Here is a 16,284-nt window from a genome sequence, read left to right on the forward strand (position 1 = left end):
GGTGATTCAGCCGACTCAGTTGCGACCGTTCCTCAGCACCTTGGCAATGGTGTGGGCCGTCATGGCTGCGCGATCCGACGCGCGCTGAGCGGCCAGCCGGTCGCGCGCCTTTTCCTCGATCAGGAGTTCGATCAGGGCCAGCCGCTTGTCTTCGCTGTCCGCTTCGCTCAGCAGACGGTGATAGCGGTGATAGTCGAAACCCAGATCCTGCTTACGCATGTCACGCCCCCGCAACTACGCCACACACGGAGAGATTGTTTCGCATCTGAAACATGCACGCAAGCACGTTCCCGCCTGGAACCGGGCGCGTGCTGAATCATCTGTGAATTACTGGAATACGCCAGCAAGCGGAGCGTGATCGTCCGTCAATCCGCAGTGTGGTCGGCAAACATCTTCAGGCCGACGAAGCTCGCATCGGGCTTGATCACCAGCCTGGTCGGGATGTCGCGCAGATAGTCCTGGAAACGTCCCTTGGCTTCAAAGCGCGCCCGGAACGCGGAGGCCGCGAGGAACTCGCGAAAGCGCGGCACGATTCCGCCGGCGATATAGACGCCGCCGCGCGCGCCGAAAGTCACGGCGAGATTGCCGGCAACCGAGCCAAGGATGGCGCAAAACATCTCCAGCGTCGCGCGGCTGACGGGACAGCTGCCCTCCAGCGCAGCCTTGGTGATGGCGGCGGCGTCGCGATGCGGCACCTGGACGCCATCGATCTCGCCCAAGGCTTCATAGAGGTTCTGCAGTCCGGAACCCGAGAGGGCGCCACGTTCGATGGAGACATGGCCGAGGCGCCGGCGCAAGCAGGCGATCACGCGTTCCTCGCGCTCGTTCTCCGCCGGCAGGGTCGCATGTCCGGCCTCAGTGACGACCGCCAGTCGCGAACCATGGCGTTCGATCAGACAGGAGACACCAAAGCCAGTTCCGGGCCCGACGACGAGCAACGGCTCTCCGGGCAGGCCATCGCCTCCGCCGAGCGGGATCAGATCGGCAGGCTGCAAGGCGGGCAGGGACCAGGCGACCACCTCGAAGTCGTTCAGCACGTGCACGCTGTCGAAGCCGAGCGCGGGCTGCAGCTCGTTGCCGTCGATGACCCAGGGGCTGTTGGTCATGACGCAGCGGTTGTTGGTGACGGGACCGGCAACGGCCAGCACCGCCCTTTGGGGCTGCTCGCCGCCTGACCGGCGCGCCAGGACATCCGCGATGGCTTCCCGTACGGTCGGGAAGTCGGCGACCTTCACGTAGTCGATCGGTCCGGTCTGATCGTTCCGGTTCAGCGCGAAGCGCGCATTGGTGCCGCCGATATCGGCGAGAAGAATGGTTCCTGTCTTGCCGATGCCCATAGCCCTGCGGCTTCCGCGGCCTTGCGGCCCTCGGGAACCTTCTCCTCCGTTCCTGATCCGATCCGCAAACCGCGGACGGTCTGAGAATCCTCGCTTGGTTGTTCCTAGTCAACACGGACAAGGTCAAACCGTTGCATTCTGGGCAAATCCTGGCCGTCAGCGCGGTATCGCCGCACGCGGTCGGTGGTTGCTAAGCTGCGCCGGAAGATCGACATTGGGAAGGAGCGTCCGGCGCCTGACGCCGGACGGATCGAGTGGGGCCCTGCAATGAAAATTTCCGACCGCGACGTGTTGCTGGTGATCGACGTGCAGAACGACTTCTGTACCGGCGGAGCGCTCGCCGTTCCCAGTGGCGAGAAGGTCGTCCCTGCCATCAATCGGATCGCCCAGAAATTCGCCAATGTGGTGCTGACCCAGGACTGGCATCCGAGCGACCACGTCTCGTTCGCGTCAAACCATGCGGGCAAGCAGCCGTTCCAGGTCATCGAGCTCGACTACGGCACGCAGGTGCTATGGCCGGCGCACTGCGTGCAAGGCACGGCGGGCGCCGAATTTCATCGCGATCTCGACCTGACGCGGGCAGGCCTCGTGGTGCGCAAGGGCTTTCGCGGTGGCATCGATTCCTATTCGGCGCTGTTCGAGAACGACCATCGGACGCCGACCGGACTCCTCGGCTATTTGCGCGAACGCGAGCTGAAGACCGTCTTTGTCGCCGGTCTGGCGCTGGACTTCTGCGTCCGCTTCTCGGCGGAGGATGCGCGTAAGGCGGGGTTGGAGGTGGCCGTCATCGAGGATGCCTGCCGTGGCATCGATCTCGACGGCTCGGTGGCCGCGACCCATCAAAGTTTCAGGGACCGCGGCATCGCTGTCGTCAGCCTTGAGGCGTTCCTGTGAGGATCTAGAGGTAGCCATGGTGGACAGGACCGCCAAACAGCCACGTAGACCAAGGCATGCCCCTGACGATCCACGGCTGTGGCCGTTTGCGGCGGCGCAGCTCGCCATGGATGCCTGTTTCTGGTGGCTGGAGCGCGGACCCGCGAAGCAGGGTGAGAGCAGCCTGCCATGGACGACGCCCAACAGCGTTGCCCTGGAGCTCGCAACGATGCAGCTGCGCGATTGCTCGCGGACCCGGTCCGGCCAGCCGGCGCTGGTCTGCGCCCCCTATGCGCTGCATCGGGCCCTGATCGCCGATTTCGCGCCAGGCCATAGCGTAGTGCAGTCGCTGCAAGAAGGCGGTGTCGAGAGGATCTATGTCACCGACTGGCGGTCGGCCACCCCCAGCATGCGCTATCTCTCGATCGACAGCTATCTCGCCGACCTCAACGTCGCCATCGACGAGATCGGTGCGCCGGTCGATCTCGTCGGCCTTTGCCAGGGCGGATGGCTGTCGCTGCTCTACGCGGCGCGCTTTCCAGCCAAGGTGCGGCGGCTGGTCCTGGTCGGTGCTCCCGTGGACTTGTCGATCGATTCCTCGCTTTCGCGCCTCGCCCGCAACGCGCCCGAGCTGGTCTACGACCAGCTCGTCTCGCGCGGCGGCGGCAATGTCAGCGGCGAGGAGATGTTGCACTTCTGGTCCAAGGCGCCTGATAGCGACGATATCGCAGCGGCATTGCAGCGGGATCTCTCGGACGAGCAGGGCACCGCGCTGCTCGCGCGCTTCGACCGCTGGAACGCCGAGACGCTCAATCTGCCGGGCACTTACTATCTCCAGATCGTCAACGGAATTTTCCGGGAGAACCGGATTGCCGGGGGCAGTTTCGTCGCGCTCGGCCGCCCGGTTCATCTGAAGGACGTCAAGACGCCAATCTTCCTGCTGGCCGGGCTCGACGACGATGTGGTGCCGGCGGCGCAAGCGCTCGCCACCGCCGGGCTCGTCGGCACACCGCCAGCCTTCATTGCGGCGGCCTCCGAGCCGAGCAATCATCTTGGACTGTTCATAGGCGCGCGCACCCACGCGCATGCCTGGCGCCGGATCGCCGGGTGGCTGCGCGACGATCTGCCCGGCGTGCTGGCCCGCAGCGCCTGAGCTCGCCGGCGCCGGGCGGGCCGCGCTGCAAGTCCGTTATGCATGCCGGCGGATGGCTCGCACGGGACCCGGTCGATGAGCTACATAGGATCCGGGGCTGAACGGCTTCGCCAGCGAAGAGATTGAAGAGATTTAAGGGTACGGCGCTCGATGACTTTCCACTCGATCTACGCTCACGGATTTGCGCGCGTGGCGGCCTGTGTCACCACGTCCCATGTCGCCGATCCCACGGCCAACGCCAGGGCTGTCCTGGCAGCGGCCGATGCCTGCCACGAGCAGTCGGCGGCGGTCGCGGTTTTCCCTGAGCTGTGCCTGTCCGGTTATGCGATCGAGGACCTGGTCAAGCAGGATCCGCTGCTCGATGCCGTCGAGCGCGGGCTCGCCGCGATCGTTGAAGCGTCCGCGGGGCTGATGACGGTCCTGATCGTCGGGGCGCCGCTGCGCTTTGGTCATCGCATCTACAACTGCGCTGTCGTCATCCATCGCGGCAACGTTCTCGGCGTGGTGCCGAAATCTTACCTGCCGACCTACCGCGAGTTCTATGAGGGACGGCATTTCGCCTCCGGCGCCGGCATCGCCGGCGAGACGATCTCCTTCGGCGGCCTGCACGCTCCGTTCGGCGTCGATCTCCTGTTCGCCGCCGAGGACGTTCCGGGCCTCACCATCGGCGTCGAGATCTGCGAGGACATGTGGATCCCGGTGACGCCGGCTTCGGAGCTCGCGCTCGCGGGTGCGAGTGTTCTGATCAATCTTTCCGGGAGCCCGATCACGATCGGCCGTGCGCGCTCGCGCGCGCTGCTGTGCCAATCGACGTCGGCGCGCTGCCTCGCGGCCTACGTCTACGCGGCCGCCGGGGCAGGGGAATCGACCACGGATCTCGCCTGGGACGGCCAGACCTCGATCTTCGAGAACGGTGTGCTGCTGGCCGAGGGCGAGCGATTCCGCCAGGGTGGCCAGATCACGCTGGCCGACGTCGATCTTGACCTGCTCAGGCAGGAACGCGCGTTGATGGGGACGTTCGACGACAACCGCCGGCAGCGCGAGGCGTTTTTCCGCAAGGTGACATTTGCCCTGAAGCCGCCAGCCGCTGACATCGGCTTCCTGCGCAAGGTCGAGCGCTTTCCGTTCGTGCCGAGCGACGAGAGCCTGCTCGAGCAGGACTGCTACGAGGCCTACAACATCCAGGTCGCCGGGCTGGTGCAGCGCATGCGCGCGACTGGCACCAAGCGCGTCGTGATCGGCGTATCCGGCGGGCTCGATTCCACCCATGCACTGATCGTGGCCGCCAAGGCGATCGATCTGCTCGGCCTGCCGCGCGAGAACATCCTGGCCTACACCATGCCGGGCTTTGCCACCGGCAGCGAGAGCAAGACCCATGCGCTGGCACTGATGCAGGCGTTGCGGACGAGCTGGCAGGAGCTCGACATCCGCACCACCGCAACCCAGATGCTGAAGGACATCGGTCATCCCTTCGGCAAGGGCGAGAAGGTTTACGACGTCACCTTCGAGAACGTGCAGGCGGGCCTTCGGACGGATTACCTGTTCCGGCTCGCCAACCATCACGGCGGCATCGTCATCGGAACCGGCGATCTCTCCGAACTCGCGCTGGGCTGGTGCACCTATGGTGTTGGCGACCAGATGGCGCATTACAACGTCAATGCGGGCGTGCCGAAGACGCTGATCCAGCATTTGATCCGCTGGGTGATCTCCTCCAAACAGTTCAGCGACGACGTCAATCGGACGCTTGGCTCGATCCTTGTGGCCGAGATCTCGCCGGAACTCGTGCCGGTCGAGGCCGGCGAGAGGCCGCAGAGCACGGAAGCGTCCGTCGGACCTTACGAGCTGCAGGACTTCAACCTGTTCTACACGCTGCGCTTCGGCATGCGGCCGTCCAAGATCGCCTTCATGGCGCTTCAGGCATGGAAGGACGTCGCCAAGGGCGAGTGGCCGCCAGCATTCCCGAATGATCGGCGCAAGGCCTATGATCTGGCGGAGATCCGCCGCTGGCTCGAAGTGTTCCTGCGCCGCTTCTTCGCGTTCAGCCAGTTCAAGCGCTCGGCCATGCCGAACGGGCCGAAGGTCTCGGCCGGCGGCTCGCTGTCGCCGCGCGGCGACTGGCGTGCGCCGTCGGATTCGAGTGCGGCCGCGTGGCTCGAGGATCTCGAAAGGAACGTGCCGGATTGATCGGCGCGGCCGATCGGCGTTGTTGGGAGACGATCGATGTCGACCGGAGATGGGGCGCAAACGAGCGAAGAGGCCAAGGTCACCAACGGCCTCTACATTTTCGACATCGAAATGCGTGATGGCAAGCGCGGGCGGGCGCGAGGCGTGGTCGTGCTCTGCGAGGGCCGCATCATGGGCGGCGACAGCTACTTCTACTACACCGGCAGCTACTCTTTCCGGAACGGCAAGTGGCGTGGCGACTTGGTCGTCAACCAGCACGCCGAGGCGGTCGGCAGAACGCTTGCATTCGGCGGCAGGGAGGTCACCTGCGGCTTTTCCGGCGACTATTTTCCCGGCGGTGCGGACGTCGAAGGCATGGCACTGGTCGGCAAGACCAGCGTGACGTTCACGGCGCGACTGACACTCAAGGATGCGATGTGAGGCGCGGCCTGATCGGCCCGCTGGTGAAACGCTACGTTCCCACTCAGGAACCTTCGCAAGAACAGAACGTTCGCGTCTGTTGTTGCGAATTGTCGAGGAGAGGGACCATGCGCAAACACTTGATGCTATCGACTGCAGCCATCGGACTCATGCTCGCATCCGGATTCGCCTACGCTCAGGCGCCCGGTGAGCGAAGGGACGAGCCGAAACGAACCGAGGAACCCGCGAAAGGCGCTGCGCCGCAGCGCGGTGGCGCTGCCCAAGGCGCTCAAGAGCGCGTTCAAGAGCGCGCGCAGGGCGCTCAAGAGAGACTGCAGGGAGCGGGACGGGAGGACAAGGGCGGCGCGGCCAGGCGCGAGGCCGACGACAAGCGCCAGCCGACCCCTTCTGCCGAGCGCGATCAACCGAAGGCGAAGGATCAGGCACGAGACTCTCGCGAACCTTCACGCGATCGCAACCGCGAGGCTGAGAGCGCGAAGCCGGGACGCGATAGCGGCAAGAGCAGCGCGGAAACGAAGCAGGACAAGTCTTTGCCGCAGAAATCAACCGCCGAGTCCGAGAAGTCCAGGACCGCCCCAACTGCTCAGCAGAACGAGCGCAACCAGGCTCAGCCGCCGCGCAATGCCGCCGAGCAACAGCAGCCAGCGCAACAGACCAACCGGCCGGCAACCGCGACGGATACGAGCCGGACGGCTCCGGCCAACAATGCGCAGACCGCGCCCAGCACATCGGGCACGCAGACCAATCAGACCACCCAGACCAACACGCAGGTCAATCAGCAGGCCCAGGTGACGACCGAGAAGCAGGTGCGGATCTCCGAAACGATGAGCCGGACACGACTCGCGCAACCGGAGCGCAATCTGAACATCTCGATCCGGATCGGCGAGACGATTCCGCCGCGCGTGCGTCTCCACCGGCTGCCGCCCGAGATCGTCTCGATCGAGCCCGAATATCGGGACTACGAATATTTCGCAACGGACGACGAGGTGGTCATTGTCGAGCCCCGGACGCATCGCATCGTCAGCCAGGTGCCCCGCGATCCGTCGCGGGCGCGTGCACAAATGGGCGGCAGTGCCTCGTCGAGCATGGCGGCGGCCGGCGGAAGCCCTTTGAACTGCCAGATCATGCGGCGTGACGCTTCGGGCAATGTCGCCCAAGCGGAACCCTCGACCGTTGGCTCGACTGCGCGCACCGATTCCTTGAGCGTGACGGTCCAGATGCCCGACGGCGGCTCGTCCGCGCCGATCGCGCTCGGCGCTCCCGCGGGCAACATCGTGGTCGCAACGCAAGGGCAGGGCGACTGCACGGTGACGATCGAGCCTCAGACGCGCTGACTACGACGACGCTGAAACGACAACGCGCCGCCCGGCAGAAACCAGCCGGGCGGCGCGATTGCGTTCGATGTCGAAAGTTTCGAGGTCCGGAGTGCCTAGGAGTCCGGACCTCGTCACCTTGCCCCAGCCTTAGATCCCCCGCCCCATGTGGTCCCCCAACCCCGAGGTGCGCGATCAGAAGGTGATGCCTCTTGAAGTGCCGCCGATCGATGTCGCGCGATGTACGCGAGATCTGAATAGGATTCAAATCCGGATCACTACGGACACGATCGAACTTGCTGCTTTGGGAATCTGCAGATGCCTGCATTGACGGCAGCACCGCTGCTCAACATCGTTGCTTGCAATGCGCAGGATGTCCACATCTCGTCAGCGCCGCCGAAGACACATTCACGGGCCTGTCATTGAACTGGTCTAGCGCTGCTCCCGTCATCGCCGACGGTCAAGGAGCAAGCCATGTCGAAGCCGGTGCTGGGCGCCGCATTGTCCATCAAATCGATCCCCGCGCATCGCGACTGGCTTCTCGAACGGCAGCGCGATCTCGAGATCCAGGATTTTTTCCGCGCCGATCTGCTCGACAGCGATTGGCGGAGCACGGCGGGCGAGATCAAGCAGATGCTTTCCGGCCATACCGGCCGGCTCGGCATCCACGGCCCGTTCTGGGGTTTCAAGATCGACAGTCACGATCCGATGATCCGCCAGGCGGTGACCAAGCGCCTGCTTCAGGGGCTCGATGCCGCCGAGTTCCTCGGCGCGACGCAGATGGTGATCCACTCGCCGTTCACGACATGGGATCACAACAATCTCGATCTCTATCCCGAAAGCCGCGGCAACATCGTCGAACGCGTCAAGGCGACGCTCGCCGAGGTGATTGCGCGCGCTGAGACCATCGGCTGCGAGATCGTCATCGAGAACATCGAGGACAAGGATCCGCGCGACCGCGTGCGCCTCGCCAGGGCGCTCGAAAGCAGCAAGGTCCGAGTCTCGCTCGACACCGGGCACGCCAACTACGCGCACATCTCCACCGGAGCGCCGCCGGTCGACTACTATGTCGAGACCGCCGGCGACATGCTCACGCACGTGCACCTCCAGGACACCGACGGCTTTGCCGACCGGCACTGGGCGCCGGGCGAAGGCAATATCCCGTGGGTGGCCGTGTTCCGCGCCCTTGGCCGTCTGACGTCAAATCCGCGGTTGATCCTCGAGCTCCGCAATCACGACGACGTCCGCACCGGCGCCGCCCATCTCGCCGCGCTCGGCCTCGCCGAATAACCGTCATCACAAAGGGCAGGGTCATCATCATGAGCAAGCTCACCCGTCGCAGCATCCTGAAATCCGGTGGCGTTGCCGCGAGCACGCTGCTGCTTCCGCGCTTTGCGATTGCGCAAGGCGACAACCGTCCGTCGGTCACGATCGCCGTGCAGAAGGTCACCAACTCGAACGTGCTCGACGTGCTGCGCGAGCAGTCCAATGTCGGCGAGCGTGTATTCTTCTCCTCGATCTGGGAGGGCCTGATCTCCAAGAACTGGCGCGGCAATCTCGAAGCCGTGCCCGGCCTTGCCACCGAATGGCGCCGCATCGACGATCAGACTGTCGAGGTGAAGCTGCGTCAGGGCGTCAAGTTCCACAATGGCGACGAACTGACGGCAGACGACGTCGTCTTCACCTTCAGCCGCGAACGCATGTTCGGCGAGACCGAGGCCAAGAACCGCTCCACCATCAAGGCGTTCGAGAAGATCCCGACGCCGCGGCCGGGCAAGGAGCTGCCGCCGGATGTGCCGGCCGTCGCCCGCCGCATCTGGCCGGACCTCGTGCGCGTCGATGCCGTCGACAAGTACACGGTGCGCTTCTACAACGCGACGCCCGACGTCACCATCGAGGGCCGGCTGTCGCGCTACGGCTCCGACATCATGAACCGCCGCGCCTGGGATGAGTCCGCGAGCTATCTCGACTGGGCGCGCAAGCCTGTTACCACCGGCCCCTACAAGGTCGTCGAGCTCAAGCCCGACGTCTCGCTGACGCTCGAAGCCCACGACGAATATTGGGGTGGCCGTCCGCCGCTCAAGCGCATACGCTTCCTCGAAGTGCCTGAAGTCGCGAGCCGCATCAATGGCCTGTTGTCGGGCGAATACCAGTTCGCCTGCGACATCCCGCCGGACCAGATCGCCGGCATCGAGAAGAACGCCGCATTCGAAGTGCAGGGCGGCACCATCCTCAATCACCGCCTGACCGTATTCGACAAGAACCACGCTCAGCTCGCCAATCCGCTGGTGAGGCGCGCGTTCACCCATGCGATCGATCGCCAGGCCATCGTCGACAGCCTGTGGGCTGGCCGCACCCGCGTGCCGAAGGGCCTGCAGTGGGAATTCTACGGCGACATGTTCAATGCCGACTGGAGCGTGCCGGCCTACGACCCGAAGCTCGCGCAGGATCTGTTGAAGCAGGCCAACTACAAGGGCGATCCGATCCCGTATCGCCTGCTCAACAACTACTACACCAACCAGGTCGCAACGGCGCAGATTCTGGTCGAGATGTGGAAGTCGGTCGGCCTCAACGTCCAGATCGAGACCAAGGAGAACTGGTCGCAGATCATGGAGCGTGGACCCGCGCGCGCCGTCCGCGACTGGTCGAACTCGGCCGCGTTCAACGATCCCGTGTCCTCGCTGGTCGCCCAGCACGGGCCGAACGGCCAGCAGCAGCAGATCGGCGAATGGACCAATGTCGAGCTGAACAAGCTGTCGGAGTTCCTGGAGACCTCGACCGACCGGCCTGCGCGCAAGAAGGCGTTCCGCCGCATGCTGGAGATCGCCGAGCGCGAAGACCCCGCCTACACGGTGCTGCACCAGAACGCGACCTTCACCGCCAAGCCGAAATCGATCAAGTGGAAGGCATCTCCCGCCTTCGCGATGGATTTCCGCGCCGGCAATTTCGAGGCCTGACGTGCCGCAGCTGGTCAGCATTGCAGGCCTGAGCGTCGCCTTCAGCGGCGTGCCGGTCCTGCGCGGCGTCGATCTGACCTTGGAGAAGGGCGAGGCCCTCGGCCTCGTCGGCGAGTCCGGGTCGGGCAAGTCGGTCACATGGCTCGGTGCGCTGGGCCTCCTGCCGCGCCATGCGCAGGTCTCCGGCTCGGTGCGGCTCGAGGGACGAGAGATCCTCGGCGCGTCGGCCGCCGAGCTCGATCGCGTGCGGGGCGGACGCATTGCCATGATCTTCCAGGATCCGGCGAGCGCGCTCAACCCGGTGCTGACCATCCGCAAGCAACTCTGCGAAGCATTGGCCCTGCATCGTGATCTCCAAGGCAACGCCGTGAAGGCGGAAGCGCGCCGGCTGCTCGATCTCGTCGGCATTCCCGATGCGGCGCGGCGGTTAGAGGCCTATCCGCACGAATTCTCCGGCGGCCAGGTCCAGCGCATCATGATCGCGATGGCGCTCGCCGGAAATCCGGACCTTTTGATCGCGGACGAGCCGACCACGGCGCTTGATGCCACCATCCAGGCCCAAATCCTGGAGCTGCTCTCCACGGTCCGCCGCGAGCTCGGCATGGCGATGGTGCTCATCAGCCACGATCTCGGCGTCGTCGCCGAGAATTGCGACCGTGTCGCGGTGATGTATGCCGGCCGCATCGTCGAGCAGGCGCCCAGCAACCAGCTCTTCGCCGATCCCGTGCATCCCTATGCGCAAGGGCTGATCGGCGCGCTGCCGCCGCTCGATGGACCACGCCGGCGTCTCGTCGCCATTCCCGGGACGGTGCCTGATCCGGCGCACATGCCGAGCGGCTGCGCCTTCGCGCCGCGCTGCACGCTGGCGGCCGAGCCGTGCGGCCTTGCCGCTCCGAGCCTGGCGCCGATCGCGGCTGACCGCAGCGTCGCCTGCATCCGGGCCGAGGCCTCGCGCCGCGCGCTGCTTGGGGTTGCGGCTGAATGAGCCCGCCGCTCGTCGAGGTGTCCGCGATCTCGCGCAGCTATGCCATGCGCTCCGGAATGTTCGGCCGCAGCACGGCCGTGCATGCGGTCGATGGCGTGTCGCTCACGATCGCCAAGGGTGAAACGCTGGGTCTCGTCGGCGAGTCCGGCTCGGGCAAATCGACCACGGGACGTATCGTGCTCGGCCTTGAGCCGCCCGATAAGGGCGAAGTGCGTTTCCAGGGCAAGCCGATGGCCGCTGCCGGGACGGCCGCCTGGCGCGCGCAGCGGGCACGCATGCAGATGATCTTCCAGGATCCGCTCGGCGCGCTGGACCGGCGCCTGCCGGTGGCGACGCAAATCCGCGAGCCGCTGGACATCCATGGCCTCGGCACGCCCGCCGAGCGCGAGGACCGCGTCCGCGAGTTGCTGCGCGCGGTCGAGCTGACGCCGGCGCATGGTGCGCGCTATCCGGGCGCACTGTCCGGCGGCCAGCGCCAACGTATCGTGCTGGCGCGGGCGCTCGCCACCAAGCCTGATTTCCTGGTCTGCGACGAGCCGGTCAGCGCGCTCGATGTCTCGATCCAGGCGCAGGTGGTGAACCTGCTCGCCGATCTCCAGGCGCAGCTTGGGCTGACGCTGCTATTCATCAGCCACGATCTGCGCGTCGTCAGGCAGATCAGCAATGTCGTTGCCGTGATGTATCTCGGCCGCATCGTCGAGATCGGCAGCGCCGACGACCTGTTCGCGCGGCCCGAGCATCCCTACACCCAGGCGCTGGTCTCCGCATCGCCGGCACCGGGCCGCCGCAGCGCCGGCCGCATCGTCCTGTCGGGCGATCCGCCGAACCCGGCGGCACGGCCGAGCGGCTGCGCCTTTCATCCGCGCTGCCCGCGCGCCATCGCGCGCTGTGCGAGCGAGGTGCCGGCACTCGCGGCCGTCGGCGGCAACAGGCAGGTCGCCTGTCATCTCGTCGCGGGCGCCGCGACACGGGACGCAGCCTGATGGGACGTTATTTCGCCATTCGGATCGGGCGCGCGGCTCTGACGATCGTGCTCGTCGTCACCTTTGCCTTCGTCGTGTTGCGGCTGTCAGGCGATCCCGCGCTGATGATCCTGGGGCCTGAGGCGCCGCCGGAGGTGCTCGCGGCGTTTCGCAAGGCCTGGGGCCTCGATGATCCCATCTGGTTCCAGTATCTCGATTACTTCGGGGCCATCGCCAAGGGCGAGCTCGGCCGCTCCATGCGCGACGGACGGCCCGCGATCGAGCTCGTGCTGGAGCGGATTCCGGCGACGCTGGCGCTGACCTTGCCGGCCTTCTTCTTCAAGGTCGCGCTCGGCGTTCCCGCCGGCATCTACGCCGCGCTGCATCGCGGCTCGGCGATCGACCGCGCCGTGATGATGACGGCGGTCGCCGGCTTCACGGTGCCGAGCTTCGTGCTCGCGCTGCTGCTGGTGCTCGTGTTTGCCGTGCAGCTCGGCTGGCTGCCGTCGGGCGGGCAGGACAGCTGGCGTCACGCCATCCTGCCGATCGCAACCCTTAGCCTTGGCGGCGCCGCGGTGCTGGCGCGCTTCACCCGTAGCGCGATGCTGGAAGTGCTCGGCCAGCCCTATATCCGGACCGCCTCGGCCAAGGGCGTGCCGTGGCGAAGGGTGGTGACGTCGCATGCGCTGCCGAATGCGGCGATCCCGACCGTCACCATTCTGGGCTTCATGGTGGGCACGCTGATCGCCGGCGCGGTGGTGGTGGAGAGCGTGTTTGCCTGGCCGGGGGTAGGGCGCCTGCTGGTGGTCGCCGTCGCCAATCGCGATCTCGCGGTGGTGCAATGCATCCTGTTGCTGGTCGCGATGACCATGGTGACGTCCAACCTGATCGTCGACTTCCTCTACGGCTTCCTCGACCCGCGGCTGCGCAGCAAAGGAGCGCATGCATGAGCGAGGCGACGCTGAAGGACACCACACTGCGCCGCATCAACCTGCCGGCGATCCCGATTTCGGTCGCGCTCGCGATCGGCTGGATCGTCGCCATGCTCGTCGTTGCGGCCTTCGCCGAGAAGCTTGCGCCTTACGGCTTCACCCAGCTCGATCTGCGCAATCGCCTCGCCGCACCCGGCAATGCCGCGCACTGGCTGGGCACCGACGAGCTCGGCCGGGACGTGCTGTCGCGGCTGCTGGTTTCCATCCGCATCTCGCTGCTGATCGCCTTCGGCGCCACCGCGATCTCGGCGATCGTCGGCACCACGCTGGGCTTCCTCGCCGCTCATTTCCGCGGCGCCGCGGAGCAACTCGTGCTGATGCTGACCGACTTCCAGGCCAGCATGCCCTTCCTGATCATGGCGCTGGCCGTGCTCGCCTTCTTCGGCAATTCGCTGCCCCTGCTGATTGGCCTGATGGGCCTGTTCGGCTGGGAGCGCTATGCCCGCATCGCGCGCGGCCTCGCCATCTCCGCCAACGCGCAAGGCTATGCGGCCGCTGTTCGCCAGTTGGGGGCGACGCCGTCGCGGATCTATCTCCGCCATATCCTGCCCAACATCGCCTCGACCCTGATCGTCTCGACCACGCTGGTCTTCCCCGAAGTGATCCTGATGGAATCCGGGCTGTCCTTCCTTGGCCTCGGCGTGCAGCCGCCGATGACCAGCCTCGGCAACATGGTCGGTTATGGCCGCGAGTACCTGACCCGGGCGCCCTGGATCATGCTGGCCCCGGCCACCACCATTGTGATCACCACGCTGGCCGTCTCCGTGATCGGCGACTGGCTGCGCGACCGGCTCGATCCGACATTGCAATAGCATGAGAGGCGTCCGGCGGTTACGCGCCAGTGCGACACTCTCAGTCGCCGTCCCGGACAAGCGTAAGCGCAGATCCGGGACCCATACCCACTGGCGGACGTGGTTGCGGGGACTTGGAGCGATCAGCTTCGTGCCCCTACCGCTCCCTGTGGGTATGGGTCCCGGATCGGCGCGCGCTCGAAGGCGCGCTTGTCCGGGACGACAACTGAAGGCGCGGCAGGAGCCCGCGCCGGGAGCAGGGGAGCCCTGTCCGCCCCAAGTTCCCGTTGCGCCCGCTCACCCCGTGCGCTATCCGGCCGGAAAGGCCTGAGGCGGCTCCACATTTTCCCGCCCGGCCCAAACCCGAGGACGGAAACCGCCATGCCAGCCTATCGCTCCCGCACCACCACTCACGGCCGCAACATGGCGGGTGCCCGCGGCCTCTGGCGCGCCACGGGCATGAAGGACGGCGATTTCGGCAAGCCGATCATCGCGGTCGTCAACTCCTTCACCCAGTTCGTGCCGGGCCATGTCCATCTCAAGGACCTCGGCCAGCTCGTGGCACGTGAGATCGAGCAGGCCGGCGGCGTCGCCAAGGAGTTCAACACCATCGCGGTCGACGACGGCATCGCCATGGGGCACGACGGCATGCTCTACAGCCTGCCGTCGCGCGAGCTGATCGCCGACAGCGTCGAGTACATGGCCAACGCGCACTGCGCCGACGGCCTCGTCTGCATCTCCAACTGCGACAAGATCACGCCCGGCATGCTGATGGCCGCGCTCAGGCTCAACATCCCCGCCGTGTTCGTCTCGGGCGGGCCGATGGAGGCCGGCAAGGTCAAGCTGGCCGGCAAGACCAAGGCGGTCGACCTCATCGACGCCATGGTCGCCGCCGCCGACTCCAAGGTCAGCGATGACGACGTCAAGGTGATCGAGCGCTCGGCGTGCCCGACCTGCGGCTCCTGCTCGGGCATGTTCACCGCCAACTCCATGAACTGCCTGACCGAGGCGCTCGGCCTCGCGCTGCCCGGCAACGGCTCGGTGGTCGCCACCCATGCCGACCGCAAGCGCCTGTTCGTCGAGGCCGGCCACACCATCGTCGATCTGGTCCGCCGCTATTACGAGCAGGACGATGCATCCGTGCTTCCGCGCAACATCGCCAACTTCAAGGCGTTCGAGAACGCGATGACGCTCGACATCGCCATGGGTGGCTCGACCAACACCGTGCTGCATCTCCTGGCCGCCGCCCATGAAGGGCAGGTGGCGTTCACCATGCAGGACATCGATCGCCTCTCGCGCCGCGTGCCCGTGCTGTGCAAGGTCGCGCCGTCGGTCGCCGACGTGCATGTCGAGGACGTGCACCGCGCCGGCGGCATCATGGGCATCCTGGGCGAGCTCGACCGCGCCGGGCTGATCGACACTTCGGTGTCGACCGTGCATGCGCCGACCATGAACGAGGCGCTGGAGCGCTGGGATATCAAGCGCACCAAGAGCGAGACGGTGCGCACCTTCTACCGTGCTTCGCCCGGCGGCATCCCGACCCAGGTCGCCTTCAGCCAGGAGCGCCGCTACGACGAGCTCGATGCCGACCGCGAGAAGGGCGTGGTGCGCGACCTCGCGCATGCCTTCAGCAAGGACGGCGGCCTCGCGGTGCTCTACGGCAACCTCGCGCAGGACGGCTGCATCGTGAAGACCGCCGGCGTCGACGCCTCGATCCTGAAATTCTCGGGCCCCGCGCGCGTGTTCGAAAGCCAGGACGCCGCGATCGAAGGCATTCTGGGCGGCAAGGTCATCGCCGGCGAGGTCGTGGTCATCATCTACGAAGGCCCGCGCGGCGGCCCCGGCATGCAGGAGATGCTGTATCCGACCAGCTACCTGAAATCGATGGGCCTCGGCAAAGCTTGCGCGCTCGTCACCGACGGACGCTTTTCCGGCGGCTCGTCCGGCCTGTCGATCGGCCATCTGTCGCCGGAAGCCGCCGAAGGCGGCAACATTGGCCTGGTTCGCACCGGCGACATCATCGCCATCGACATTCCAAACCGCAGCATCACGCTGGAGGTCTCCGACGAGGAGCTCGCCAGCCGCCGCGCAGCGGAAGAGGCGAAGGGTGATGCCGCCTGGCAGGCGACGGGCCGCAAGCGCAACGTCTCGACCGCGCTGCAGGCTTATGCCGCGCTCACCACCAGCGCCGCGCGCGGCGCGGTGCGCGAGGTCAAGCGCCGCTCGAACTGAGCGCACGCTGCGTTTGCGCGGCACGCAGATGGTCAACGAGTTCTGAACGGCCGGCGAAAGCCGGCTGTTCGCATTAAGGATGCCT

14 protein-coding genes are annotated in these 16,284 nt (G+C 66.2%); 12 read left to right on the forward strand and 2 right to left on the reverse strand.

The window, feature by feature from the left end:
• Window positions 1-15: 15 nt before the first annotated feature.
• Window positions 16-219: a hypothetical protein gene (locus IVB23_RS01200; protein WP_061881674.1), complete on the reverse strand. Its 204-nt coding sequence runs from the start codon at window positions 217-219 to the stop codon at window positions 16-18.
• A 146-nt stretch (window positions 220-365) separates the two neighbouring features.
• Window positions 366-1,337, reverse strand: coding sequence for a glucokinase (glk, locus tag IVB23_RS01205; RefSeq protein WP_197966299.1), 972 nt, complete (start codon window positions 1,335-1,337; stop codon window positions 366-368).
• A 267-nt stretch (window positions 1,338-1,604) separates the two neighbouring features.
• On the opposite strand from glk, the gene pncA reads away from it, so the two are divergent.
• From pncA to ilvD, 12 genes are all read left to right on the forward strand, one after another.
• Window positions 1,605-2,231 carry a bifunctional nicotinamidase/pyrazinamidase gene (pncA, locus tag IVB23_RS01210; protein ID WP_247802259.1) on the forward strand — a complete coding sequence of 209 codons (627 nt, stop codon included), beginning with the start codon at window positions 1,605-1,607 and terminating at the stop codon, window positions 2,229-2,231.
• 16 nt (window positions 2,232-2,247) lie between these two features.
• Window positions 2,248-3,363 carry an alpha/beta fold hydrolase gene (locus IVB23_RS01215; RefSeq protein ID WP_247802260.1) on the forward strand — a complete coding sequence of 372 codons (1,116 nt, stop codon included), beginning with the start codon at window positions 2,248-2,250 and terminating at the stop codon, window positions 3,361-3,363.
• A gap of 150 nt (window positions 3,364-3,513) precedes the next feature.
• Entirely contained in the window at window positions 3,514-5,547 is a 2,034-nt protein-coding gene (locus tag IVB23_RS01220) for an NAD(+) synthase (RefSeq protein WP_247802261.1), read from the forward strand.
• A gap of 36 nt (window positions 5,548-5,583) precedes the next feature.
• Window positions 5,584-5,967: a GrlR family regulatory protein gene (locus IVB23_RS01225; RefSeq protein ID WP_061881669.1), complete on the forward strand. Its 384-nt coding sequence runs from the start codon at window positions 5,584-5,586 to the stop codon at window positions 5,965-5,967.
• 107 nt (window positions 5,968-6,074) lie between these two features.
• Window positions 6,075-7,301 carry a DUF1236 domain-containing protein gene (locus IVB23_RS01230; protein WP_247802262.1) on the forward strand — a complete coding sequence of 409 codons (1,227 nt, stop codon included), beginning with the start codon at window positions 6,075-6,077 and terminating at the stop codon, window positions 7,299-7,301.
• A gap of 453 nt (window positions 7,302-7,754) precedes the next feature.
• Window positions 7,755-8,570: a sugar phosphate isomerase/epimerase family protein gene (locus IVB23_RS01235; RefSeq protein ID WP_247802263.1), complete on the forward strand. Its 816-nt coding sequence runs from the start codon at window positions 7,755-7,757 to the stop codon at window positions 8,568-8,570.
• 29 nt (window positions 8,571-8,599) lie between these two features.
• The gene (locus IVB23_RS01240; protein WP_247802264.1) at window positions 8,600-10,237 is read left to right on the forward strand and encodes an ABC transporter substrate-binding protein; all 1,638 of its coding nucleotides are present in this window, start codon (window positions 8,600-8,602) and stop codon (window positions 10,235-10,237) included.
• 1 nt (window position 10,238) lies between these two features.
• On the forward strand, window positions 10,239-11,222 hold the full coding sequence (locus IVB23_RS01245; RefSeq protein WP_197966294.1) for an ABC transporter ATP-binding protein: 984 nt from the start codon (window positions 10,239-10,241) through the stop codon (window positions 11,220-11,222).
• Window positions 11,219-12,205 carry an ABC transporter ATP-binding protein gene (locus IVB23_RS01250; RefSeq protein WP_061881665.1) on the forward strand — a complete coding sequence of 329 codons (987 nt, stop codon included), beginning with the start codon at window positions 11,219-11,221 and terminating at the stop codon, window positions 12,203-12,205. Before IVB23_RS01245 ends, IVB23_RS01250 begins: the two co-directional genes overlap by 4 nt.
• Entirely contained in the window at window positions 12,205-13,134 is a 930-nt protein-coding gene (locus IVB23_RS01255) for an ABC transporter permease (RefSeq protein ID WP_197966292.1), read from the forward strand. Before IVB23_RS01250 ends, IVB23_RS01255 begins: the two co-directional genes overlap by 1 nt.
• Entirely contained in the window at window positions 13,131-13,988 is an 858-nt protein-coding gene (locus IVB23_RS01260; RefSeq protein ID WP_247802265.1) for an ABC transporter permease, read from the forward strand. The genes IVB23_RS01255 and IVB23_RS01260 overlap by 4 nt, the downstream gene beginning before the upstream one ends.
• Window positions 13,989-14,348: 360 nt before the next feature.
• A complete protein-coding gene (gene ilvD / locus IVB23_RS01265; RefSeq protein ID WP_247802266.1) occupies window positions 14,349-16,199 on the forward strand; it encodes a dihydroxy-acid dehydratase in 1,851 nt (616 codons plus the stop codon).
• Window positions 16,200-16,284 lie beyond the last annotated feature (85 nt).

The organism is Bradyrhizobium sp. 191 (assembly GCF_023100985.1).
Classification (GTDB): Bacteria; Pseudomonadota; Alphaproteobacteria; order Rhizobiales; family Xanthobacteraceae; genus Bradyrhizobium; species Bradyrhizobium diversitatis.

Bases quoted from the DNA above. Each gene is read 5' to 3' on its own strand.
- IVB23_RS01200 (WP_061881674.1), bottom strand. From the start codon at position 219: ATGCGTAAGCAGGATCTGGGTTTCGACTATCACCGCTATCACCGTCTG.
- glk (WP_197966299.1), bottom strand. From the start codon at position 1,337: ATGGGCATCGGCAAGACAGGAACCATTCTTCTCGCCGATATCGGCGGC.
- pncA (WP_247802259.1), top strand. From the start codon at position 1,605: ATGAAAATTTCCGACCGCGACGTGTTGCTGGTGATCGACGTGCAGAAC.
- IVB23_RS01215 (WP_247802260.1), top strand. From the start codon at position 2,248: ATGGTGGACAGGACCGCCAAACAGCCACGTAGACCAAGGCATGCCCCT.
- IVB23_RS01220 (WP_247802261.1), top strand. From the start codon at position 3,514: ATGACTTTCCACTCGATCTACGCTCACGGATTTGCGCGCGTGGCGGCC.
- IVB23_RS01225 (WP_061881669.1), top strand. From the start codon at position 5,584: ATGTCGACCGGAGATGGGGCGCAAACGAGCGAAGAGGCCAAGGTCACC.
- IVB23_RS01230 (WP_247802262.1), top strand. From the start codon at position 6,075: ATGCGCAAACACTTGATGCTATCGACTGCAGCCATCGGACTCATGCTC.
- IVB23_RS01235 (WP_247802263.1), top strand. From the start codon at position 7,755: ATGTCGAAGCCGGTGCTGGGCGCCGCATTGTCCATCAAATCGATCCCC.
- IVB23_RS01240 (WP_247802264.1), top strand. From the start codon at position 8,600: ATGAGCAAGCTCACCCGTCGCAGCATCCTGAAATCCGGTGGCGTTGCC.
- IVB23_RS01250 (WP_061881665.1), top strand. From the start codon at position 11,219: ATGAGCCCGCCGCTCGTCGAGGTGTCCGCGATCTCGCGCAGCTATGCC.
- IVB23_RS01255 (WP_197966292.1), top strand. From the start codon at position 12,205: ATGGGACGTTATTTCGCCATTCGGATCGGGCGCGCGGCTCTGACGATC.
- IVB23_RS01260 (WP_247802265.1), top strand. From the start codon at position 13,131: ATGAGCGAGGCGACGCTGAAGGACACCACACTGCGCCGCATCAACCTG.
- ilvD (WP_247802266.1), top strand. From the start codon at position 14,349: ATGCCAGCCTATCGCTCCCGCACCACCACTCACGGCCGCAACATGGCG.